We start from the raw sequence: 21,736 nt of genomic DNA, 5'->3' as shown, positions 1-21,736 counted from the left end.
CACACCCCCAGTCTTCGCGCACTTCGTGTCGCTTCGCCAACCCCCTTGCAGGGGGCAACACCAACGGCCCGGCAGAGCCGGTTCCGTGGTGTTCCTGGAACTGGTCCCATCCCGAGTCGACGAGCGGTGGAGTAACTCACATGCAACCCAGCAACTTCCTTCCGCAGCTGCTGCGCACCGTCGGTGCGTGGGCCGTGGCGCTGCTTTTGTTCTTTCCGCTCGGCTGGCTGTTTCTGACGGCCTTCAAGACCGAGCTGCAGGCGATCCATGTGCCGCCGCTGTTCATCTTCGAGCCCACGCTCGACAACTTCAGCGAAGTGCAGCGGCGCAGCGACTACCTGCTGTACGCGCGCAACTCGCTCATCACCAGCCTGGGCTCGACCATCCTGGGCCTGCTGATCGCGGCGCCCGCTGCGTACTCGATGGCCTTCTTTCGCACGAAGAAAACGCGCGACATCCTGATGTGGATGCTCTCCACCAAGATGATGCCGGCCGTGGGCGCGCTGGTGCCGATCTACGTGCTCGCGCAGACGGCGGGCATGCTCGACTCGCTGCCCGCGCTGACCATCGTGTTCACGCTCTCGAACCTGCCGATCATGGTGTGGATGCTCTACAGCGCCTACAAGGACATTCCGAACGAGATCCTCGAAGCCGCGCGCATGGACGGCGCCAGCCTGTGGACCGAGTTCCGCCATGTCGTGATGCCGCTGTCGGTCGGCGGGCTCGCATCGACCGGCCTCTTGTGCCTGGTGCTGAGCTGGAACGAAGCCTTCTGGGCGTTGAATCTCACCTCGGCCAAGGCCGGCACGCTGGCCACGCTGATCGCCTCGTACTCCAGCCCCGAGGGCCTGTTCTGGGCCAAGTTGTCGGCGGCTTCGCTGATGGCCATTGCGCCCATCGTCGTGTTCGGCTGGTTCAGCCAGAAGCAACTGGTGCAAGGCCTGACCTTCGGCGCCGTCAAGTAAAGAAAGGGAGACATCTCATGGCCTACCTCGAACTCAAGAACATCAAGAAGAGCTTTGGTGAAGTCAACATCATCAAGGGCGTCGACCTGGAGATAAAGAAAGGCGAGTTCATCGTCTTCGTCGGCCCCTCGGGTTGCGGCAAGTCGACGCTGCTGCGCCTGATCGCGGGGCTCGAACCCATCACCAGCGGCAACCTGCTGCTCGACAGCAAGGACATCACCTGGACGCCTTCGGGCAAGCGCGACCTGGCGATGGTGTTCCAGAGCTACGCGCTCTATCCGCACATGAGCGTGTACGACAACATGTCCTTCGCGCTCAAGCTCGCGGGCGTGTCGAAGGACGAGATCAAGACCAAGGTCGAGTACGCGGCCAAGACGCTCAACCTCACGCAGTACCTGGACCGCACGCCGAAGGATCTGTCGGGCGGCCAGCGCCAGCGCGTGGCCATCGGCCGCGCCATCGTGCGCGCGCCCAAGGTGTTCCTGTTCGACGAGCCGTTGTCGAACCTCGACGCGGCGCTGCGCGGCAACACGCGCGTCGAGATCCACAAGCTGCATCGCGCGCTGGGTGCGACCACCATCTACGTGACGCACGACCAGGTCGAGGCCATGACGCTGGCCGACCGCGTGGTGGTGCTCAAGGACGGCCTGATCGAGCAGGTCGGAACGCCGCTGGAGCTGTACGACCACCCGGCCAACCAGTTCGTCGCGCAGTTCATCGGCATGCCGTCGATGAACATGGTGGCAGCGAGCGCGATTCCGAGTTTTTCCGCCGCCACCGGCGGCCGCCTGCCGAGCGATGGCTTCCTGGGCGTGCGCCCCGAGGGCCTGCGCGTGCATCCGAAGCAGGGCGCGCCGGTGTCCGACGTGCAGGGCCGTGTCGAGCTGATCGAGGCGCTCGGTGCCGACACGCTGATCCACGTCGATGTGGGCGGCGTGCCGCTGATCGCGCGGCAGAACGACCGCACCCCCTTGCAGGCCGGCGACGACGTGGCGATCGAGCTCGACCCGTCGGTGCTGCACCTGTTCAACCGCGAAGGCCGTTCGGTCTCTGCCTGATCTTTCTTCTTCCGGACATTTCCCCGTGACCCTTGCAGCAGCGTCTCTTGCGCAAACCCCACCGGCTCTTTCCGAGTTCACGGTGCTCCACCTGGGCCTGGGCTCGTTCCATCGGGCGCACCAGGCCGTCTACCTGCAGCGGCTGATCGATGCGGGCGACACCCGCTGGTCGCTGTCGGGTGCCAACATCCGGCCCGACATGGCCGATGTCGTCGCGGCCCTGCAGGCGCAGGGCGGGCGCTACACGCTCGAAACCGTGTCGCCGGCCGGCGAGTACCGCTACGAACAGATCGAGGCCATCCGCGAGGTGCTGCCCTACGAGCGCTCGCTGGCGGCCGTGGTCGCGCGCGGCGCGGCGCCGTCCACGCGCATCGTGTCGTTCACGGTGACCGAAGCCGGTTACTACCTCGACACCAAGGGCAAGCTGGACCTGTCTTTCGCCGATCTGGCGGCCGACATCGAACGCGCGCGGCGCGGCGAGGCGGGCGAGACCATCTACGGCGCTGTCTGCGCGATCCTGCGTGCGCGCAAGGCGGTTGGCGCGGGCGCGATCACGCTGCTCAACTGCGACAACCTGCGCCACAACGGCGACCGCTTCCGCGCGGGCCTGCTGGAGTTCATCGAGCGCGCGGGCGATGCCGACCTGCTGGCCTGGGTGAACGCGAACACGCGCTGCCCGAACGCGATGGTCGACCGCATCACGCCGCGCCCGCCACCCGAGTTGCGCGCGCGCGTGAAGGCGGCCACCGGCCGCGACGATGCGGCGCCGGTCACCGGAGAAAGCTTCATCCAGTGGGTCATCGAAGACAACTTCGCTGCCGGGCGACCCGACTGGGGACGCGTGGGCGTGGAGCTGGTCGAATCGGTGCAGCCGTATGAAGAGGCCAAGATCCGCATCCTCAACGCCACGCACAGTTGCGTCGCGTGGGCGGGCACGCTGATCGGGCTGGGCTTCATCCATGAAGGCACGCACAACGCGGCGATCCGCAAGATGGCCTACGACTACGTGACCGACGACGTCATCCCGTGCCTCAGCCCCAGCCCGATCGACCTTGCGGCGTACCGCGACGTGGTGCTCGACCGCTTCGGCAACCCGGCCATTCGCGACACCAACCAGCGTGTGGCGGCGGATGGCTTCTCGAAGATTCCCGGCTTCATCGCGCCGACCGTGCGCGAGCGGCTGGCGGCGGGGCAGGGCATCGACAGCGTGGCGATGCTGCCCGCGCTGTTCCTTGCGTTCCTGCAGCGCTGGCACAAGGGCACGCTGCCCTACGCCTACCAGGACCAGGGCATGGACGAAGCCGTGGCGCATGCCATCTGCGATGCCGCCGACCCGGTGGCCGCGTTGTGCGCAGGTGCGGCACTGTGGGGCAGCATCGCGGGCGACGCACGACTGGTCGATGCGGTGCGCCGCGCGGGCGAGCGCGTGGCGCGCTTCGTCGCCGCCGAAAGCAAGCCATGAGCGGCCGCCTGCAAGACCGCCATGTGCTGCTGACCGGTGCGGGCGGCGGCATCGGTCTTGCGGTGGCCGAAGCCTGCATCGCCGAAGGCGCACGCTGCAGCGTGATCGATCGCGCGGCCGCCGCACCCGATGCGGTGCGCGCGCTGCAGCAGCGCCATCCCCAGAGCCTGGCGTACATCGCGGCCGACGTGACGGACACCCGGGCCATCGCGCACCTGCTGGCCGAAGCGCAGGTGGCCTTCGGGCCGATCCACACGCTGTTCAACAACGCGGCCGTGTTCGATCTCGCGCCGCTGCTCGACAGCGACGAGGCCTCTTTCGACAGGCTCTTCGCGGTGAACGTGAAGGGCATGTTCTTCGTCATGCAGGCCGTGCTGCGGCACATGGTCGAGGCCGGCACGCGGGGCGCGTCGGTCATCAACATGGCGTCGCAGGCCGGGCGCCGCGGCGAGGCGCTGGTGTCGCACTACTGCGCGACCAAGGCCGCCGTCATCAGCTACACCCAGAGCGCCGCGCTGGCCATGGCGCCGCATGGCATCCGCGTCAACGGCATTGCGCCGGGCGTGGTCGATACGCCGATGTGGGACCACGTCGACAGCCTGTTCGCCAAGGCTGAAGGGCTGCCGATCGGAGAGAAGAAGCGGCGCGTGGGCCTCGAAGTGCCGCTCGGGCGCATGGGCTTGCCGGGCGACATCGCGGGTGCTGCCGTATTTCTTGCCAGCGACGAGGCGCGCTACATCACGGCGCAGACCTTGAATGTCGATGGCGGCAACGTCATGAGCTGAGATGAGATGAGATGAGATGAGATGGCAGCATCCGCAAAAAAAGTATCAGCGCCGTTCCCTTGGGTGCGGCGACGCGCGGCCGGCACAGTGAGAAGATCGATTTCTTTTGCAGCGTGCAATCCATGAATGAAGATTTCCACCTGTACCTCGACAGTGCAGACCTCGCGGAGCTGAAGACCTGCCTGCCGCACCCGGTGGTGCATGGGGTGACGACCAACCCCACGCTGCTGCAACGCGCGGGCGTGGGCCGCGCCGCCGTGCCCGATCTGCTGAAGCGCTGCATCGACCTGGGCGCACGGCAAGTGCAGGCGCAGGTGTACTCGGACGAGGTCGACGGCATGCTCGAAGACGCGCAGGCCCTGCTGTCGCATTTCGACCGGGGCCAACTGGTCGTCAAGATTCCCGCCACGCGCCAGGGCCTCGATGCCGGCGCGCGGCTCATCGCAGAGGGCGTGCCCGTCACCTTCACGGCGGTGTATGCGCCCGAGCAGGCGCACTTTGCGGCGCAACTGGGCGCGGCCTATGCGGCGCCGTACCTCGGGCGGCTCGAAGACTCGGGCGTCAATGGGCTGGCGCTGATCGCGCAGATGCAATCGCTGGTGGCGCGGCGGCCTTCGCCGGGCACGCGCCTGCTGGTGGCCAGCATCCGTTCGCGCGAGGCCTACCTGTCCTTGCTGGGGCTCGGCGTGGGGGCCATCACCATCCCGCCGCGCCTCTTTGCCGAACTGCTCGACCATCCCGCCACGCTGGCTGCCGAACGCGGCTTCCTGGCGGATGCACGGGCCTTGCCCTGATTCAAACCCGAAGCACCATGCGCATTGCACTCACGGGCGAAGCCCTCATCGATTTCACCGCCAGCGAGGCGGGCACCCTGGCCTTTCTGGGGCATGAAGGCGGCTCGCCGCTCAACACGGCCGTGGCCTGTGCGCGGCTGGGCCAGCCGACCGGCTTTCTCACGCAGCTGTCGACCGACCTGTTCGGCGAACGGCTGATGGGTTTTCTCGAACGCAACGGCGTGGACACCAGCTTCATCCTGCGCAGCGATGCACCGTCGACGCTGGCGTTCGTCGAGCGCACGCCGCAGACCAACCGCTACGCCTTCTACACACGCGGCAGTGCCGATGCGACGTGGGCGCCCGTGCCCTTGCCGCCATTGCCGGCGGAATGCCGTTTTCTGCATTTCGGCTCGATCTCCCTGCTGCAAGACCCGGCCGGCGCGCGCATTGCCGACCTGATCGCAGAGAACAGGGGCCGCCGCGTGATCGTGTTCGATCCGAATGTGCGGCCCAGCCTGATCGCCGACATGGCGGCTTATCGGGCACGCGTCGCGCGGTGGTTCGCGATGGCCGACCTCGTCAAGCTCAGCGACGAAGACGCGGAGCTGCTCGCGCCCGGCCGGCCGGTCGATGCGCTGGCTGCCGAATGCCTTGCTGCGGGCGCGCGTGCCGTCATCGTCACGCGCGGCGGTGCCGGTGCCACGCTCTGGCGCACGGGGCATGAGGCGATGACCGTGGCCGCGCCGCGCGTGAAGGTGGTCGACACCATCGGCGCGGGCGACACCTTCACGGCCGGGCTGTCGGTTTCGCTGCTGGCGCAGGGTGTCGAGCAACCCGCCCAGCTGAGCGCGCTGAGCAACGAGGCGTGGACCGCGGTGATGCGCTTTGCCGCCACGGCCGCCGCCCTGAATTGCACCCGCGAGGGCGCCGACCCACCGACGCTGGAAGCTGTTCACACCGCGCTTGCGCAGGAAGACAATGGGGCCGCCGCTTCCCGGTCCTGATCGGTGCTGCCATGACCACGTCCACACGCAAACGCGCGATTCCTCGCCAGCGTCAACCGGAGCTGGAGCGCGACTTTGCGCGCTCGCCCTCGCTGGGCTACGAGGCGCCTGAAGAAACCGGCCTGGTGCGCTGCCTGGCGCACGGCTTTCCGAGTCCGCTGGTGCGATGGCACTTTCATGAAGACTACGAGCTGCACCTGATCACCGAGACATCGGGCAAGGCTTTCATCGGCGACTGGATCGGGCCGTTCCAGCCGGGGCACCTGGTGCTGTGCGGGCCGCGGCTGCCGCACAACTGGATCTCGCTCGACGTGCCCGAGGGCGGTGCCGCCGGACGCGACCGCGTGATCCAGTTTCGCCACGAGCCGATCGAGCGCGCCGCCGCCGACATTCCCGAGTTGCGCGAGGTGATGCAGTTGCTCGAGCGCGCGCGCCACGGCATCGAGTTCTTCGGCATGTCGCAGCAGGCGCAAACGCATTGGGACAACATCAAGGCCGCGCGCGGCGTGCGCCGCCTGGGCCTGTTCTGCGAGTTCATGGCCGACCTGGCGCAATGCACCGACTACCGGCTGTTGTCGAGCGTTCAGATGCAAGGCGCACAAGGCAGCGATGGCGATGCGCAGGTCGACCAGATCAACGACATCGTCAACCGCATCACCAACAACATGGCGGACCCGATCTCGATGTCGGACGTGGCGGCCGAGCTGGGCATGAGCGAGAGCCGCTTCAGCCGCTTCTTCAGGCGCTCGACCGGCAACAGCTTCACCGACTTCGTCAACCGCGTGCGCATCAACAGCGCCTGCCACCTGTTGATGCAGACCGACCACTACGTGACGGACATCTGCTACCAGGTCGGCTTCAACAACGTGGCCAATTTCAATCGCCGGTTCCTTGAAATCAAGGGCATGACGCCGAGCGAATTCAGGCGACAGGCCGACACACGCTTCGGCTGACACGACGCGAATCTTCGAGAAGCAGTCAGGGAGAACTATCTTGTATCTGGGACTCGACCTCGGCACGTCCGAGCTCAAGGCGCTGCTGCTCGCCGGCGATCACCGCATCGTCGGCGTGGCACGTGCCGCACTCACAGTCGAACGGCCGCAACCGCTCTGGTCGGAGCAGGCGCCGGGCCAGTGGTGGCAGGCGCTGGAGCAGGTCATGGCCGACCTGAGGGCCGCGCATGGCGAGGCGCTGTCGGCCGTGCGTGCCATCGGCCTGTCGGGCCAGATGCATGGCGCCACGCTGCTCGATGCGGCGGGCGAAGTGCTGCGGCCGGCGATCCTCTGGAACGACGGGCGCAGCGGCGCACAGTGCGAGGCGCTGGCGCGTGCCGTGCCGCGCCTGGGAGAGATCGCAGGCAACCTTGCGATGCCCGGCTTCACGGCGCCCAAGCTGTTGTGGGTGCGCGAGCACGAGCCCGATGTTTTCAAGCGCGTGGCGCGCGTGCTGCTGCCGAAAGATTGGCTGCGCTTCATGCTCAGCGGCGAAGCGGTCAGCGAGATGTCGGATGCGGCGGGCACGCTTTGGCTCGACGTGGGGGCGCGCGACTGGTCCGATGAGCTGCTCGCGGCGACGGGGCTGACGCGCGATCACATGCCGCGGCTGGTTGAAGGCAGCGAGGTGTCGGCCCGGCTCAAGCCTGAACTGGCTGCGCGCTGGGGTGTGGGCAACGGCACCGTGCTCATCGCGGGTGGTGCGGGCGACAACGCTGCCAGCGCGGTCGGCATGGGGCTGGTGGAGCCGGGGCAGGGCTTCGTCTCGCTCGGTACTTCCGGTGTGGTGTTCGTATCGACCGATCGCTTCTTGCCGAATCCCGCGCAGGCGATGCATGCCTTCTGCCACGCGCTGCCGAAACGCTGGCATCAGATGTCGGTGATGCTTTCGGCCGCGAGTGCTGTGAGCTGGGCTGCGAAGACATTCAAGTTCGCCGACGAAGCCGCGCTGCTCGAAGCCGCCGCATCGGTGCCGACGGACCAGCGTGCGCGTTGCCCGCTTTTCCTGCCTTACCTCTCGGGCGAGCGTTCGCCGCACAACAACCCGAATGCACAGGGCGTGCTGTTCGGCTTGACCCATGCGCATGGGCCGGCGGAGATCGCCTATGCCGTGGTCGAAGGCGTGAGCTTCGGCTTGCGCGATGGCTTCGACACCTTGCGCCTGCCGGCCGACATGCCGCTGCGCGAGATCGCGCTCGTGGGCGGCGGTGCGCGCAGCGTGTGGTGGGGCCAGTTGCTGGCCGACATCTTCCAGGTGCCGCTCACGCTCTATGCGGGCAGCGAGACGGGCGGTGCGCTCGGTGCGGCGCGCCTTGCGTGGCTAGCCGATGGCGGTGCGGTGGCCGAGGTGTGCACTCTGCCGCCGGTCAAGCAGCAACTGCTGCCTTCGTCTGAAGGGGCCGATGGGCACAAGACGCGGCATGCGCGCTTTCAGGTGCTGTACATGGCGCTGCGCGATCAATTCCGTTAAGTCGAACGCGCAATAAAAAAGGGCCGCTTGCGCGGCCCTTTTTCGTTTGGTGAGCAGAGCTCAGCCGGGCATTACATGCCCATGCCGCCCATGCCGCCCATGCCACCCATGTCGGGCATGCCGCCGCCGCCAGCGCCGGACTCGTCCTTGGGTGCGTCAGCAACCATGGCTTCGGTCGTCAGCAGCAGCGAGGACACCGAAGCGGCGTTCTGCAGTGCGGTGCGGGTGACCTTCGTCGGGTCCAGGATGCCCAGCTCGAGCATGTCGCCGTACGTGTCGTTCGCAGCGTTGAAGCCGTAGTTGCCCTTGCCGGCCAGCACAGCGTTCACCACCACCGAGGCTTCGCCGCCGGCGTTGTTCACGATTTCGCGCAGGGGCGCTTCGATGGCCTTCAGCACCAGCTTGATGCCGGCTTCCTGGTCGGCGTTGTCGCCCTTGACCGACTCGCCCACGGCTTGCTTGGCACGCAGCAGAGCCACGCCGCCGCCAGCCACAACGCCTTCTTCCACTGCAGCGCGGGTAGCGTGCAGGGCGTCTTCGACGCGAGCCTTCTTTTCCTTCATTTCGACTTCGGTGGCAGCGCCAACCTTGATCACTGCAACGCCGCCGGCCAGCTTGGCCACGCGCTCTTGCAGCTTTTCACGGTCGTAGTCGCTGGTCGCTTCTTCGATCTGAACGCGAACTTGCTTCACGCGGGCTTCGATGTCACCAGCAGCGCCAGCGCCGTCGATGATGATCGTGTTTTCCTTGCCCACTTCGATGCGCTTGGCTTGGCCCAGGTCGGCCAGCGTCACCTTTTCGAGCGTCAAGCCCACTTCTTCAGCGATGACCTTGCCGCCCGTCAGGATGGCGATGTCTTCCAGCATGGCCTTGCGGCGGTCGCCGAAGCCAGGCGCCTTGACGGCCACAACCTTCAGGATGCCGCGGATCGTGTTCACGACCAGCGTAGCCAGGGCTTCGCCTTCGACTTCTTCGGCAATGATCAGCAGCGGACGGCCAGCCTTGGCGACTTGCTCCAGCACGGGCAGCAGGTCACGGATGTTGCTGATCTTCTTGTCGAACAGCAGCACGAACGGGTTGTCGAGCAGCGCCGATTGCTTCTCGGGGTTGTTGATGAAGTAGGGCGACAGGTAGCCGCGGTCGAACTGCATACCTTCGACGACGTCGAGTTCGCTGTCCAGCGACTTGCCGTCTTCCACGGTGATCACGCCTTCCTTGCCGACCTTGTCCATCGCGTCAGCGATGAGCTTGCCGATGGTTTCGTCGCTGTTGGCCGAGATCGAGCCGACTTGAGCGATTTCCTTGGAGGTGGTGGTGGGCTTCGAAGCCTTCTTCAGCTCGGCGACCAGGGCCGTCACGGCCTTGTCGATGCCGCGCTTCAGGTCCATCGGGTTCATGCCGGCAGCCACCAGCTTGAAACCTTCGCGAACGATGGCTTGGGCCAGCACGGTCGCGGTGGTGGTGCCGTCACCAGCGTTGTCGCTGGTCTTGGAGGCCACTTCCTTCACGAGCTGGGCGCCCATGTTCTGCAGCTTGTCCTTGAGTTCGATTTCCTTGGCGACCGACACACCGTCCTTGGTCACGGTGGGGGCGCCGAACGAGCGTTCGAGCACCACGTTGCGGCCCTTGGGGCCCAGGGTCACTTTGACTGCGTTGGCCAGGATGTTGACACCCTCGACCATGCGTGCGCGGGCTTCTCCGCCGAAGACTACGTCTTTTGCTGCCATGATGAATTAACTCCGAATGGATTGGATTTGGATGGAATCGAAAGAGAGGAGAAGGCTTACTTCTCGACGACTGCGAACAGGTCGTCTTCCTTCATCACGAGCAGTTCGTCGCCGCCGACCTTGACGGTCTGGCCGCTGTACTTGCCGAACAGGACGCGGTCGCCGACCTTGACGGTCAGTGCGGCCAGTTCGCCCTTGTCGTTGCGCTTGCCCGGGCCCACGGCCAGGACTTCACCCTGATCGGGCTTTTCAGCGGCTGCGTCGGGGATGACGATGCCGGAGGCGGTCTTGGTTTCGCTGTCAACACGCTTGACGATCACGCGATCGGCCAAAGGACGAAGTTTCATTGCATCTCCTGGATATGGATAAGAAACGGGTTTGTGGTCGGGCGCCAGGGGAAGCCGGCGGCCCATCGACTGGAAGCGAGGGCTGTTAGCACTCATCAGCAGCGAGTGCTAATCATAAGGGCAATCGATGACCTTTCAAGGGCAGGGCTTGGTCCGGAGGTGCGGAACGCCGGTGGAGATTAGTGCACACGCCATTTAACCTTCGTGTGAATTTTTATCCGGGTAAAAAGAGGGTAAGAGGTATGGTGAAGCTCTGTCAACGAGGATGCCAACCGATGGTTGCCGACCTTTACGGTGTGAACTCCAAAAAGCCTGCCCCCTAGCTTAGCTAGGTGGCGTAATTGTTGCCCTGGGCGGAAATCCAGGGTGTTTCCGCACTCATGCGCAACACATTCGGCCCGGCACCTCTGCTGCTCTCACCGGGTTGTCCGCATATTTGCTTCCCTCGCAGCACGGCAGAATGTCTGTATCACGGTGTTGCAAAGGCGTCGCAAATGTTTGATTTTTCCTCGCTTGCAAAGGCCCCGCAGTCCGATCTGCCTGCTTCTTTGGCCGAGCTTTTTGGCCAGCTCGACCGAAAGGCTACGCACACCAGCCTCCGGCCAGCCCAAGCCGCTGCAGCCCAAGCGATCGACCTCCAGATCGATCAACATGACATCGTCATGAAGCTCAGCACCGGCTCGGGGAAGACGGTCCTAGGTCTGCTCTACGCCGAGCGGATGAGGCGTCGCTACAAAGGCGAGCCTGTCGTGTATTTGTGCCCCACCACGCAACTTGTTGATCAAGTAGTCGCCGCAGGGAAAGTTATCGGCGTCCCAGTATCGACCTTTGGTAAGGATGGTTTGCCTTATGAAGCATTGGGAGGCGAGGCCGTCCTCGCTTGCACATACGACAAATTATTTACTGCAAGAACAGTTTTTGAATCCCGTTCGATCAGACCATCGACATTTGTTCTTGATGATTGCCACGCTGGCATCGAGCGCGTCAAGCAAAGCTACACCGCAACTATTCCAGTCGAGTGTTACAGCCAAGTCCGCGCTCTTCTAAAGCCGCTTTGCGAGGGATCGGACGCCGCAACTTGGCGAGGCATCGAGCGCGATGAGCAAGGGTCGACTTATGAGGTTCCCTACTGGATTTGGAATGCAGTACACAAGGAGATTTGTGCAATTTTCGAGGAGCACAAAGACAGCCTAGAACTTAAATTTAATTGGGGCAACATCAGTCGTTATGCAGAATTGGCACGTTTCTGCATCTCTGGCATCGCGGCTGAGATATCGCTCTCTGTTCCGCCGGTAGAAGAAAACTCAGCATATCAAAATGCAAAACATCGCTTGTTTATGTCGGCAAGCGTTAAAGATGGTTCTGCATTGATTGGTGTGCTTGCATGCGATTCTGCTGCATTTTCCAGAGTTATTGAGCCGGCGGAGGACGAAGGGGCAGGCGAAAGAATGATGCTGCCTACTTCATTAATCAACAATCAAGCGACCAAGCAAGAAGTCGCGTCAATATGCGGAGTTCTTTCAAAGCAAGCTAACGTTGTGGTTCTGACTAGCTCGGCGGCACAGGCAAAAACTTGGCAAGAGGCAGGTGCGGTACTGTCTCAGGGGAAAGATGTTGACGCTGCGATTGATCGATTGCGACAGACCAATAAAAACTACGCTGTCTTCGCCCAGCGGTTCGACGGTGTCGACCTTGCTGACGATGCCTGCCGAGTCCTCGTGTTGGATGGCATTCCCAGCGGCGACCGGGTTTGCGATCACATTGATTCCTATCGGCAAAAAGATTCTCCGGGTTACGAAGTTCGTACCGTGAATCGTTTCGAGCAGGCTTTAGGCCGTGCTGTACGATCCAGCGCCGATTACGCGGCGGTGCTGCTTGTCGGCACCGACATTGCAGCGTTCATAGGGAAGAAGACTGTCTCGGACTTGCTTGAGGCTAGAACGCGCGTCCAAGTTGAGCTTGGAAAAGAGCTCGCCAAACAAACTGGCGACGGGAAGCCAATCGCGGTTGTAGTTAACGAAATGGCGCAGGCCCTGCTGCATCGTAATGAAGGTTGGAAGGATGCGCACCGGGTGCGCGTGAAAGCGGTTCCTCGCGTACCTCGCCCTGCAGGCCTCACAGCGTTCGAAGAAGCTGCAGTTGCATCGCGAGCGGCCTGGGAAGACGCGAAGGCGAGGAACTTCCAAAGTGCCGTTGCAACGCTAAGAGAAGCTTCAAACATCGGTGGACTTCACAAAATTCAAAAAGCAGAAATCATCTATGTGGTTTCAAGCTATTTGCATCAGTTCGATCCAGGCGCGGCTGCCGATGCATATCGAGCGGTTTTCGCCATGAACACACATTTCCCTCGCCCCGAAAAAGTTGCCGATAAGAAGTTTGTGAAAATGACCGAGCAGGCTGTCGCGGTTCGAAATTTCTTCAGTACTTTTAATGCTCCAAATGCAGCAATCGCTCGGCTTGATGAGATAAAAGCAAAACTGGTCTATGCCAATTCTGCAGAAGTAGTGGAGCAGGGGCTTCTCGAATTAGGAATGGCACTCGGTGCAGCCGCAAGCCGACCAGAAAAGGAAACTGGGCGTGGACCGGACGTTCTTTGGTTATTCGACGGCTGCGCAGCATGCATAGAGGCCAAGAATGAGAAAGCCGCGCCGATACATAAAACGGATGCAGCGCAGCTTTCGCTTAGTATGGAGTGGTGTCGTGAGCAAGTTGATCTAGTTGGTGGTGCTGCGAGCGGCATCTTTGCAACCAACGTAACCCAGGTCGACAGACCGGAGGACATTTCCTTCGGGCCACGACTGATAAATCAAGATCTGCTCATGCAGTTTGTCGAGCGCTTGCGGCAACTGGTTCTCAGTTTGACTTTTGATGGCCCTCTTTTCACTGACCCGCCCGCCGTTGGCAAAAAACTGGCCGAACTTGCATTGACTGGAAAACAGATTCTTAGCGCGCTCCCGATTATGAAAGGCTAACGGACGACTAGAAGTTTCGTCGCTAAAGATCGCCTTCTCTGGCCCGAGCTTTCTTGCTATTTCTGAAAGTGTAGGTCGTGTTGAATACCCTTCAGCGCATTCTCATTCTGTGCAAGACCTACCCGTCGCCAAGTTCCAAGTACGCCGAGACATCGTGCGTCGCTGGGATGACCGAGGACGGCAAGTTCGTCCGCCTTTATCCGGTGCCGTTCCGACTAGTTTCGGACGATCAGCAGTTCCGCAAATGGCAGTGGATTGAAGCGCGGGTCGAGAAGGCGAACAACGACCATCGTCCCGAAAGTCATCGTCTGTTCGTTGACACGATCCAGTGCGATGCCGGGCCTCTCAGAGCGGGGAAGGAAGGCTGGCCGCGGCGCATGCAACTGCTGTCCCAACTTCCTGTATTCGACGACTTCGCCGCCGTCCAGGCCGCTAGAGTGGCTGACGGTACGTCACTCGCCTTGCTGCGGCCATCGCGCATCGTCGGTCTCGACATCACGCCGATAAAGAACGCTGATTGGACCGATGCCGAGAAGCAAAAATTGCTTCAACTGCAGCAGCAAGGCGGCCTCTTCGACGATGACGATGAGAGCAAGCAAATTCGGCTGCTTGAGAAACTACCGTTCGACTTCCACTATCGATATGAATGCATGGTCGATGGGCAGGCCGTCCCGTACCGACACAAGATCGTGGACTGGGAGGCCGGCGCGCTCTTCAGGAATTTGCGGCGGAAGTTCGGCGCTGCTGGTTGGGAGGCGCCCTTTCGCGAGAAATACGAGCGCGACCTTCCGGCCCGGGACTTACTTCTCTTGCTCGGGACGATTCATCGATTCCCCGACCAGTGGCTCGCCGTCAGCGTGATCTGTCCACCTAGGCCGCAGCCTGACGACCAACATCAGGAAAAGCTGTTTTAGAGGTGAGATGCGTGACTGCCGGACCACCTCGCTCACGAGCAGCACGTGCCACGTACGTACGGTGGCACATAGTGAAGTCCGCTTCGAAGCAGACTAAGCAAGCCGTGGTCGCGTTGGCGATCTTCACAAGTTCGCCCACCGTGGTCGGCTGTGTCGCCAAGTAGGCAAGAAAACCTCGCGTATACGTAGCCCACGAGCCGTCCGCCTTGTACCGCTCGCGGACCGCCTTGGGGCACCCCAGTGCCGGAATATGAGCGTACGCGATGCCAGCTTCGGCGAGCGCCTCACGAAAGCTCGACTTCGAGAAGCCCTTCTTCCGAGAAAGCGGTAACTCGCGCACGTCGACAACCGTTTTTACCCCGGCTGCTTGAGCCCGCCCGACGAAAGTTGAAATGTCCAAGCCTTCGTAGCCGAAGGTGAAAAGATGATGTGCTGAACCCATCCGAGCGAGTTTACCGGCCGGCTCGCGATAAAGAGACGGTCACGCCGGGCGGGCGATTTGACGCATGGGGCCCGTTGACGAAGCACTCGATTCGGGGCGTGTAGGTACACACCGCAAGGCCGCTGATTCCGCTGCATAGCCGCCATTCGGGTATCTCCGCTTCAGACTGAGAGCTGCTAATCACTTGTTGGCCGACTGATGACGGCTGTTAGGAAGATCGGATAGTCGAGGCTTTCGGCAGGCGCCTTATGAACCTCAAGACCCGACTCAGCCAGGGTGGTCACTTGTGGACAGCTGCATGGGAGAAGGCGCATCTTCATGGCCTCTCCACTCGATGGGAGACCATCACCGACGCAGTAAAGTGTTGAGGAATGCAGGAGCAGGTTCAATCGGAGGCAAGATGACGAGGAAGATCGATCTCTGGGACAGTGAAAGCAACTACCTCTGGGGCAGTCTGAAAGTGGATGGATCAATCGAGATCTGGGACAGCGAGAGCAACTTCATATGGGGGAAGCTGCAACCAGACGGAAAAATTGAACTGTGGGATCGGGACAGCAATTACATCTGGGGCAAGCTGAAAGCCGACGGCAAGATCGAGCTATGGGATAGCGAAAGCAACCACATCTGGGGAGCGCTGAAATAGAACAGTTGACCTCAACCCCCGCAATGCCTGTCGCGGCCACGTCGCGCATCCGCCGTCGGCCGAAACCAGAACGGGGACTGGACTCTAGGCTACAGCTCCACCTCCGTCACCTCGCGATCACTGAGAATGCTGCGCCAGGGACAAGTCCAAATCCATGTCACCAAAACCAGCCACAACCCGCAAACCTCGGAAGACCCAGCACGTCGCCAAGGGCGGCGTCATCCAGCCGTCGTCGCAAATCCTTCTGCTGAATCCCGACCAATGGGAAGAGTTCATCTTGGCCGCCGCGCGCCAGCGCGATCTTCCCGGCGACAGCCACTATGCAGTCGTCAAGCGCTTGGGCGGGGCCGGTGACGGTGGCCGCGACATTGAGGCGCGGTATGGCCAAGCGTTGGTGCGTGACGGATGGGACTTGTACCAAGCCAAGCACTACGCGCAGGGACTGACGCACAGCGACGCCTTTCCGGAGATGGCAAAGTTCTTCAAGCAGTTGTCCTTGAAGACCTACCCTCGCCCGACTTACTATTATTTCTGCTGCCCGCGGGCGGTCGGCAACGACCTCCACAACACGATGGCCTCGGGTGCTGCAGCCTTCAAAGCAAAGTTCCTCGATGCTTGGAAGAACGAGCACACCGGCATGAAAGGCAGAGCCGGCGAGCTGACGCAGGACGTCCAGGCTGCCATCGACGATTTCGACTTCGACCGCTTCATCGAGTGCCCCGTGCACGACCTGCTGGCCTGGCACGCGCTCGACAAGGCTGCCCATCATGACCTGTTCGGCATCGTGCCCGAACGCGGCGACGATGACCCGATGCCAGCCCAGCCTGCTGGGCACGAAAGCGTGTATGTCAACGAGCTCCTGCGCGTCTATACCGAGGATAAAACGTCGCCCGTCAGCCTTGCCGATCTGTCGGTTAGCAAATACGAAGAACACTTCGATTCGCATCGACAGACCTTCTACTGTGCTGAGGGCCTGCAGCGGTTCAGCCGCGACATCTACCCCAACGAGCCTGAGTTCGAGCGGCTGCTGGACATGGTCCACGCAGGCATCCGCCCGACTGTCGCCCAACTCCGCCTGAAGACGGGCATGGACCGGGTCGACGCGGCCGTTGAAAGGGCATCGACGCTGCAGGTCCAGGAGAGCCGCTTGTCGCCCCAGCTTCGCGGGGGTGATCTGCCCGGCACCTGCCATCACCTGGCCAACGGCGGTAGGCTCAAGTGGGTCAAATGAAAAAGTCTAAGCCAATCGCCGCCTTCAACTCGCCATTCGAATTGGGCGTTCGGATGGTGTACCTGCTTAATTCCTTGCAGCCGGATGGCGCCGACCTCCAGAAGCTGGTCCTGCTTGACTACGCCATCGTATATTCCGACGATCTTGGCGGGCCGCCCAGCCTTCACACGCCGGTGCCCTATCGCGGCAGCGAATACCTGAGCCGCCGCGACCTCATCGCCCAAGGCCTTTACCTGATGAGCACTCGCGGCCTTGTGGCCGTGGCCATGGACGAGACCGGCATCACCTACTTCGCCGGTGACTCCGCTAGAACCATGGTTGGTGCGCTGACCTCACCCTACCTGCGTGAACTGGAGGGCCGATGCCGCTGGGCGGCAGCCACCTTCGCCACGCTCAGTTCGCAAGGCATGACCCAACGATTCGCCCAGCAAGGTCACCTGTGGGGCGCCGAGTTCGAAGGTGCCAACGCGCGAGGGCACCAATGGCAATAACGCTGAAGCACTTGTCGGTGCACGGTCCGGGCCTGTTGCCGGCCGCCGTACCGTTTGATGGACATCGCACCCTCATTCGTGGCCCCAGTGACACGGGCAAGTCGCACATCTGGGACTGCATTTGGTTTCTGCTGGGCGGTACCGGGACGTTGGAGCAGTTTCCGGAGTCGCAGGGTTACGATTCGCTGGAGCTCGCCTTCCTGCATGGGGAGCATGAGTACATCGTGCGTAAGGCGATGGCTGGCGGTGCCGCGCGCGTGCTGGTGCGGCTGGACGAGATTTGGGTGGCGGACGGTGCGCCTAACCCGTTCGAAGACGTAGCCCAGGATCTGGGTGAGTTGCTCGTCAAGCTGTCTGGCGCTGCAGGCAAGCGGGTGCTGCGCACGCGAAGTGAGAAGGGCGCCATTACCGGTGACGACCTGAGGCATTGGGCGCTGCTCTCCCAGCCCGGCATGATTTCTAGGGACGCGACTAAGGGCAAGGGTCATGGCTCGGACAAGCGCGTCTCTTCCTACTCGCTGTTCCTGAGCGGACTCGACGACTCCGCGGTCGAGCTCTACAAGAGCACTTCCGAGAAGAACCAAGCCAAAGGCAGGTTGGCGGCAGCCGAGTCTGAATTGGCGCGCCTGGAGGGCGTCATTCCAGCTGACGCGAATCGGGAATCGACCGTCGCGGCTCTGGCACGGGTCGATGAGCGTCTCGACATGTTCGCCACGCAACTCCAGGCGCGCTCGTCGGTTCTCAAGGAACTCCGATGGCAGATCGCCGTTGAAGGGGCCGCTCTTACTACTGCATCGATGCAGTTGGCCAGCGCCACATCGATGCGCGAGCGATTTACGTTGCTGGACCTGAAGTATTCGAGCGATCTGGCCCGGCTCGGAGCCACGGACGAGGGCATCGCCTTTTTCCAGGCGTTGGAGGGGACGCCTTGCCCGCTCTGCGGTACGCCGGTTGAGCAGCACGTCGATCCTGGCAATCTGAAGCCCAGGGCGCCAACACAGTACCGCCATGCCATTGCTGCAGAGGCCCAGAAGATTCGCGAGCTTCGGCGTGGGCTTCAGCCGTCCTTGGCACAAAAACAAGCGCGGATCGTCACGGCCACCGCAGATGTGCAACGACTGACGTCGTCGCTCAAGGTACTGGAAGAGCAGGAGACGTCGGTCCTGCGGGCCGCGGGGCAGGAGTTCGATGCGGACCCGCGCGAGCTCGCCGAGTCGCACACGCGTTTGTCATCGCTGATCGACGCATTCGATGAGTCGATTCGGCTGAAGGGGGAGATTGCGCGCCTCGAACTGGAAATGAAGCAGAAGAGGACCGCCCTGATTCGCAACGTGGGATCCCACGGCGATGAAGTCGGTGCGATCGCGCGCCAGATGCTCAACGACTGGGGGTTCACGTCCATCCAGTCGGTGCACGTCGACGCGGTTGCCTGCGACCTACTCATCGACGGCCGTCGGCGCCTCAGCTATGGTGCGGGCAAGCGCGGCCTGTTCCTTTCCGCCATGACCATCGCGTTGATGCAGCACGCGCTGAAGGAAGGTCACCCCCATCTGGGCGTGGTCGTGCTGGATTCGCCGCTGAAGGCCTACGCCCAAAAAGAGTCGGCAGACAACACGGATCGGGACATCCCGACGGCCACGGTAAACGCAAGCTTCTACGGCTGGTTGTCGCGCTTCAAAGGCCCTGGCCAAATCATCGTTCTTGAAAACGAAGTGGTGAATCCGGCCACGGCCCGCGCTTTAGACGCCGTCGAGTTCACCGACGACTACACCCGCGGACGGCAAGGCTTCTATCCGCCCAGACCGGTGATTGCCTCGCCGCCAGCGGCGGCGAGCGACGGTACTCAATTCGACGATCTCGCGTAGTGCGCTCATAGGAGGCGCTACAAAGCGGCCGGTTCTTTGCCCCGTTTTGCACGTCCGTTTGGGGCCCTTGAGCTGACCTTCGAGCCTTGTACAAGCGACTCTAGCCTTTCGCTTTTGCCTTATGTGCTTTGCGGGCAGCTAGACTTTGGTTCACAGCTTCTTGCAGCTTCTTCGGGAACTGTGGCAATTCGTCGGCATTGAAGCCGATCTCGAGCCTTGGCCGCAACTGCACAAGCATGTCCTCCACAGTTGCGTCGTGTCGCATCCGCCAGAGATAGCCAATACGATAGCGCCATGTCTGCATGAAGTGCTCGCGAAGCGCCCTTCGTAGCGACTCGAATGCTTTCAAGTAAACCTGCTCGTTATCTGCAGCTCTCAGTGCAAGGCCGGAGGCAAGCATCTCCAACTCGGCCACCATTGCCTTTCCGATAATCTTCTCGGCCACGTCGAGCCCATCGCCGACCTTGCCTTCCTTTGCGACCAGTCGCTGCGTTTCCCGCGCGGCCGCTGTTCGATGCTCATCCATCTTGATAAGGTCGTGATGCGCCATTTGCGCCAGCTCGACGTCGTCGAACGCTGGCGGGCGAGCACCGCTTTCGAACAAGAAAGCAATCTCCTTGTAGTCGAACTCGTAGTCGCCGTACCGCATGAAATTAGGGCGTACGAGCGCCCAAATAGGTTCGTCACCAGTTAATGCGATTCGGCTGCAATCCTGCACGAAGCCAAGGCGGAACAGAGCAAAGTCGTTCAGCTGGTTTTTCAGCGTAAGCAGTGCCAGATTGCCGGCTGCAAGGCGTTCATTGAAGCGGCGGTTAGCGTCGTAAATGCGTGCCAACCCAAAGGCCAAGAACGCGCCCACAAACGGGCCGATGACGTAAGTCCACGGCGATGCTGTCATCCTCACTCCGGTTGTTTCTTTTTCGGAATTCTAGGACGCGCTGGGCAAATTCAGCTCCGGGGTCCGCGAGCCCCGCCACCCGTGATTTGGGGTCAATGAGCATGCGCCTCGACGGTTGTGCACAAAGCCTACCATCGTCGTTTTCATTGCATTGTGGAGAAGCGATGGGCGCCGTGGCATTTTTCCCTTGGCTGGCAGTTCATGACTACTCGGAAGTTGGGCCGTTGCGGCTCATACCTTATGAGCGCGGGGTCAGCCCTGGGGACATGCCCTCCATAAAGAGAGTGGATCTCGACAACGTGTTGAACGCCTATAGGGGCCAGTCCCGCTTCGCTGCTGTCCAGCGAGCTGTGTTGGTTGAATGGGCCGAATGGCAGTCCGGTATGCCAATTGACGGCTTCAATGAGGGCTTCCTGCTGGCCCAAGAAGCGCTTTCGTTTGCTGCTCTGGCGACACGAAAGTTGTTCGTTGGACATGGCAGCGACGTCAATTTCTCGGCTTATGAACTGGTAGTGCAGCGCTTCACGCCAGGAGATGCCCACGGCTTCGCATTCGCGGTGCGGCGGCGAGACGGGGCTACGCTGAGCTATTGGACAAGTGACGAATACAAATTCTTCAGGCCACACCATGTTCCCGCGGCCGCGATGCTTCAGTTCGAGAGCGACTTGTTAGAGGCGCTCCTGGTCCTTCCAACTTCAATTGAGCGGTCGTTCCGAGAGGCGGTGCGAGAGTTCAACGCCGCAAACTCGGATGGCCCCAACATGCCCCAGCACTTGGAGCTGGTGATGATGAAGTCGGCCTTCGAATGGCTACTCTCAATCGATGAGAAGGCAACGTCCTTCGTGCGAGCGCTGGAGGAACGGCTGAGCGGAATTCCAGTGCGTGGCCATGCCGAATCATCAGAGGCAGGATGGAAGATCAGATGGCAGGGCCACACTCGCCCCCTCATTGCCTGGGCACGCGAGTTCTGCGCGATTAGGGGACTCTCGGCACACGGAAAGCGTGGGGGCGTTGCGGGGTTTGTGTGGAGCATTGAAGCCCACCTAGCGTTTGCTTCGTTCTTGTTTCCGCTGCTCGCGAAGAAGTTCTTGTCGGACCATGGCGTGATGGTAATTTCCCGCAGAGACTCAGCGCGCCTTTCTTACATTGACGACTATATCGGTCCGGACCCATATCTTTGGCAGCGCCCGAGGTATGAGGCGGGAACGCGTGGTCATCGGGTCCCCGTGCCCGAGCATCCATGGGGTGCGGTCGAGAGCAGGGCGAGGTGGAGCGGCATCGATGCATGAGCGCTCTGCCAGTTCCACGCAGCGGGAGCATCCTTGCGAAGCTATGAGGCTGTACTCCGTCGCGCAGACTGTCGGCGCTGTGGAACTGGACGGCAACGATGGACTTCCGCTTCTGGCCGATCGCGGAAACTCAGCTTCCGGTCATGGACGTTTGCAATCTGCGTACCCGCATCCTTGGGCGCTATCCGCCGGCACATTGCTTCTCCTCTGAGCTTGGCCTCTGAAACGAAGGAGTCGTGTTTTTCGACACGCCGCCCGCCCCTCTTTGACTTCTTGCCCGTTAAGCCCCGTGAACTGCGTTGTGCCTTGCGAGAGCTCAACGCTATGACCTAGAATTCGCCTCGCGCTTGTCGGCGCATGCTGCCCATCATGGCTCACCTGGTTCGCCGGGACGACAAGGGTTT

Annotated in this window: 19 protein-coding genes; 15 read left to right on the top strand and 4 right to left on the bottom strand. The window is 62.1% G+C overall.

The annotated features are described in order from the left end of the window. Positions 1-140: 140 nt before the first annotated feature. The 8 genes from ACGLHS_RS17080 to xylB all read left to right on the top strand — a co-directional run bounded on the left by ACGLHS_RS17080 (position 141) and on the right by xylB (position 8,513). Positions 141-965 (top strand): carbohydrate ABC transporter permease, encoded by an 825-nt coding sequence (locus ACGLHS_RS17080; RefSeq protein WP_093245440.1) that lies wholly within the window; start codon positions 141-143, stop codon positions 963-965. Between the two features lie 17 nt (positions 966-982). After that, positions 983-2,023 carry an ABC transporter ATP-binding protein gene (locus tag ACGLHS_RS17075; RefSeq protein ID WP_093245442.1) on the top strand — a complete coding sequence of 347 codons (1,041 nt, stop codon included), beginning with the start codon at positions 983-985 and terminating at the stop codon, positions 2,021-2,023. A gap of 82 nt (positions 2,024-2,105) precedes the next feature. Beyond that, positions 2,106-3,485, top strand: a complete 1,380-nt coding sequence (gene dalD, locus ACGLHS_RS17070; protein WP_394482478.1) for a D-arabinitol 4-dehydrogenase — start codon at positions 2,106-2,108, stop codon at positions 3,483-3,485. Next, complete coding sequence (locus tag ACGLHS_RS17065) at positions 3,482-4,270, top strand: L-iditol 2-dehydrogenase (RefSeq protein WP_394481559.1); 789 nt, start codon at positions 3,482-3,484, stop codon at positions 4,268-4,270. The genes dalD and ACGLHS_RS17065 overlap by 4 nt, the downstream gene beginning before the upstream one ends. Before the next feature lie 122 nt (positions 4,271-4,392). Beyond that, entirely contained in the window at positions 4,393-5,064 is a 672-nt protein-coding gene (locus ACGLHS_RS17060; RefSeq protein WP_394481557.1) for a transaldolase family protein, read from the top strand. A 17-nt stretch (positions 5,065-5,081) separates the two neighbouring features. Next, a complete protein-coding gene (locus ACGLHS_RS17055) occupies positions 5,082-6,050 on the top strand; it encodes a carbohydrate kinase (RefSeq protein WP_394481555.1) in 969 nt (322 codons plus the stop codon). Between the two features lie 11 nt (positions 6,051-6,061). After that, positions 6,062-7,003 (top strand): AraC family transcriptional regulator, encoded by a 942-nt coding sequence (locus ACGLHS_RS17050; protein WP_394481553.1) that lies wholly within the window; start codon positions 6,062-6,064, stop codon positions 7,001-7,003. Between the two features lie 40 nt (positions 7,004-7,043). Beyond that, complete coding sequence (gene xylB, locus ACGLHS_RS17045) at positions 7,044-8,513, top strand: xylulokinase (RefSeq protein WP_394481551.1); 1,470 nt, start codon at positions 7,044-7,046, stop codon at positions 8,511-8,513. A gap of 71 nt (positions 8,514-8,584) precedes the next feature. Here xylB and groL read toward each other — a convergent pair whose 3' ends face one another. Both groL and ACGLHS_RS17035 read right to left on the bottom strand, forming a co-directional pair. Next, the gene (groL, locus tag ACGLHS_RS17040; RefSeq protein WP_042579049.1) at positions 8,585-10,240 is read right to left on the bottom strand and encodes a chaperonin GroEL; all 1,656 of its coding nucleotides are present in this window, start codon (positions 10,238-10,240) and stop codon (positions 8,585-8,587) included. Between the two features lie 56 nt (positions 10,241-10,296). Continuing rightward, a complete protein-coding gene (locus ACGLHS_RS17035; protein WP_007835162.1) occupies positions 10,297-10,587 on the bottom strand; it encodes a co-chaperone GroES in 291 nt (96 codons plus the stop codon). A 494-nt stretch (positions 10,588-11,081) separates the two neighbouring features. On the opposite strand from ACGLHS_RS17035, the gene ACGLHS_RS17030 reads away from it, so the two are divergent. Both ACGLHS_RS17030 and ACGLHS_RS17025 read left to right on the top strand, forming a co-directional pair. Next, positions 11,082-13,559: a DEAD/DEAH box helicase gene (locus tag ACGLHS_RS17030; RefSeq protein WP_394481547.1), complete on the top strand. Its 2,478-nt coding sequence runs from the start codon at positions 11,082-11,084 to the stop codon at positions 13,557-13,559. 77 nt (positions 13,560-13,636) lie between these two features. Next, positions 13,637-14,473, top strand: coding sequence for a hypothetical protein (locus ACGLHS_RS17025; RefSeq protein WP_394481545.1), 837 nt, complete (start codon positions 13,637-13,639; stop codon positions 14,471-14,473). Here ACGLHS_RS17025 and ACGLHS_RS17020 read toward each other — a convergent pair. After that, positions 14,430-14,915 carry a DUF488 family protein gene (locus ACGLHS_RS17020; protein ID WP_394481543.1) on the bottom strand — a complete coding sequence of 162 codons (486 nt, stop codon included), beginning with the start codon at positions 14,913-14,915 and terminating at the stop codon, positions 14,430-14,432. The two genes, ACGLHS_RS17025 and ACGLHS_RS17020, sit on opposite strands and share 44 nt — an antisense overlap. A 400-nt stretch (positions 14,916-15,315) precedes the next feature. Here ACGLHS_RS17020 and ACGLHS_RS17015 point away from each other — a divergent pair, with 400 nt between their 5' ends. The 4 genes from ACGLHS_RS17015 to ACGLHS_RS17000 all read left to right on the top strand — a co-directional run bounded on the left by ACGLHS_RS17015 (position 15,316) and on the right by ACGLHS_RS17000 (position 19,145). Then, the gene (locus tag ACGLHS_RS17015) at positions 15,316-15,558 is read left to right on the top strand and encodes a hypothetical protein (protein ID WP_394481541.1); all 243 of its coding nucleotides are present in this window, start codon (positions 15,316-15,318) and stop codon (positions 15,556-15,558) included. 154 nt (positions 15,559-15,712) lie between these two features. Then, entirely contained in the window at positions 15,713-16,789 is a 1,077-nt protein-coding gene (locus ACGLHS_RS17010; RefSeq protein ID WP_394481539.1) for an ABC-three component system protein, read from the top strand. Continuing rightward, positions 16,786-17,280: an ABC-three component system middle component 2 gene (locus ACGLHS_RS17005; RefSeq protein ID WP_394481537.1), complete on the top strand. Its 495-nt coding sequence runs from the start codon at positions 16,786-16,788 to the stop codon at positions 17,278-17,280. Before ACGLHS_RS17010 ends, ACGLHS_RS17005 begins: the two co-directional genes overlap by 4 nt. Next, on the top strand, positions 17,271-19,145 hold the full coding sequence (locus ACGLHS_RS17000; RefSeq protein ID WP_394481535.1) for a hypothetical protein: 1,875 nt from the start codon (positions 17,271-17,273) through the stop codon (positions 19,143-19,145). The genes ACGLHS_RS17005 and ACGLHS_RS17000 overlap by 10 nt, the downstream gene beginning before the upstream one ends. A gap of 100 nt (positions 19,146-19,245) precedes the next feature. Here ACGLHS_RS17000 and ACGLHS_RS16995 read toward each other — a convergent pair whose 3' ends face one another. Further along, positions 19,246-20,043 (bottom strand): hypothetical protein, encoded by a 798-nt coding sequence (locus tag ACGLHS_RS16995; RefSeq protein ID WP_394481533.1) that lies wholly within the window; start codon positions 20,041-20,043, stop codon positions 19,246-19,248. Between the two features lie 95 nt (positions 20,044-20,138). Between ACGLHS_RS16995 and ACGLHS_RS16990 the strand changes: the two genes are divergently transcribed. Then, on the top strand, positions 20,139-21,332 hold the full coding sequence (locus ACGLHS_RS16990; RefSeq protein ID WP_394481531.1) for a hypothetical protein: 1,194 nt from the start codon (positions 20,139-20,141) through the stop codon (positions 21,330-21,332). Positions 21,333-21,736 lie beyond the last annotated feature (404 nt).

The sequence above is a fragment of the Variovorax sp. VaC1 genome, from assembly GCF_043658315.1.
Lineage (GTDB): Bacteria > Pseudomonadota > Gammaproteobacteria > Burkholderiales > Burkholderiaceae_C > Variovorax.
This window is presented reverse-complemented; position numbering and strand designations above follow the sequence as displayed.

Coding starts and splice junctions, on each gene's coding strand:
- ACGLHS_RS17050 (WP_394481553.1), top strand. CDS start 6,062: ATGACCACGTCCACACGCAAACGCGCGATTCCTCGCCAGCGTCAACCG.
- ACGLHS_RS17060 (WP_394481557.1), top strand. CDS start 4,393: ATGAATGAAGATTTCCACCTGTACCTCGACAGTGCAGACCTCGCGGAG.
- ACGLHS_RS17055 (WP_394481555.1), top strand. CDS start 5,082: ATGCGCATTGCACTCACGGGCGAAGCCCTCATCGATTTCACCGCCAGC.
- ACGLHS_RS17010 (WP_394481539.1), top strand. CDS start 15,713: ATGTCACCAAAACCAGCCACAACCCGCAAACCTCGGAAGACCCAGCAC.
- ACGLHS_RS17030 (WP_394481547.1), top strand. CDS start 11,082: ATGTTTGATTTTTCCTCGCTTGCAAAGGCCCCGCAGTCCGATCTGCCT.
- ACGLHS_RS17065 (WP_394481559.1), top strand. CDS start 3,482: ATGAGCGGCCGCCTGCAAGACCGCCATGTGCTGCTGACCGGTGCGGGC.
- ACGLHS_RS16995 (WP_394481533.1), bottom strand. CDS start 20,043: ATGACAGCATCGCCGTGGACTTACGTCATCGGCCCGTTTGTGGGCGCG.
- ACGLHS_RS17000 (WP_394481535.1), top strand. CDS start 17,271: ATGGCAATAACGCTGAAGCACTTGTCGGTGCACGGTCCGGGCCTGTTG.
- ACGLHS_RS16990 (WP_394481531.1), top strand. CDS start 20,139: ATGAGCATGCGCCTCGACGGTTGTGCACAAAGCCTACCATCGTCGTTT.
- ACGLHS_RS17005 (WP_394481537.1), top strand. CDS start 16,786: ATGAAAAAGTCTAAGCCAATCGCCGCCTTCAACTCGCCATTCGAATTG.
- ACGLHS_RS17035 (WP_007835162.1), bottom strand. CDS start 10,587: ATGAAACTTCGTCCTTTGGCCGATCGCGTGATCGTCAAGCGTGTTGAC.
- ACGLHS_RS17015 (WP_394481541.1), top strand. CDS start 15,316: ATGACGAGGAAGATCGATCTCTGGGACAGTGAAAGCAACTACCTCTGG.
- ACGLHS_RS17080 (WP_093245440.1), top strand. CDS start 141: ATGCAACCCAGCAACTTCCTTCCGCAGCTGCTGCGCACCGTCGGTGCG.
- groL (WP_042579049.1), bottom strand. CDS start 10,240: ATGGCAGCAAAAGACGTAGTCTTCGGCGGAGAAGCCCGCGCACGCATG.
- ACGLHS_RS17020 (WP_394481543.1), bottom strand. CDS start 14,915: ATGGGTTCAGCACATCATCTTTTCACCTTCGGCTACGAAGGCTTGGAC.
- ACGLHS_RS17075 (WP_093245442.1), top strand. CDS start 983: ATGGCCTACCTCGAACTCAAGAACATCAAGAAGAGCTTTGGTGAAGTC.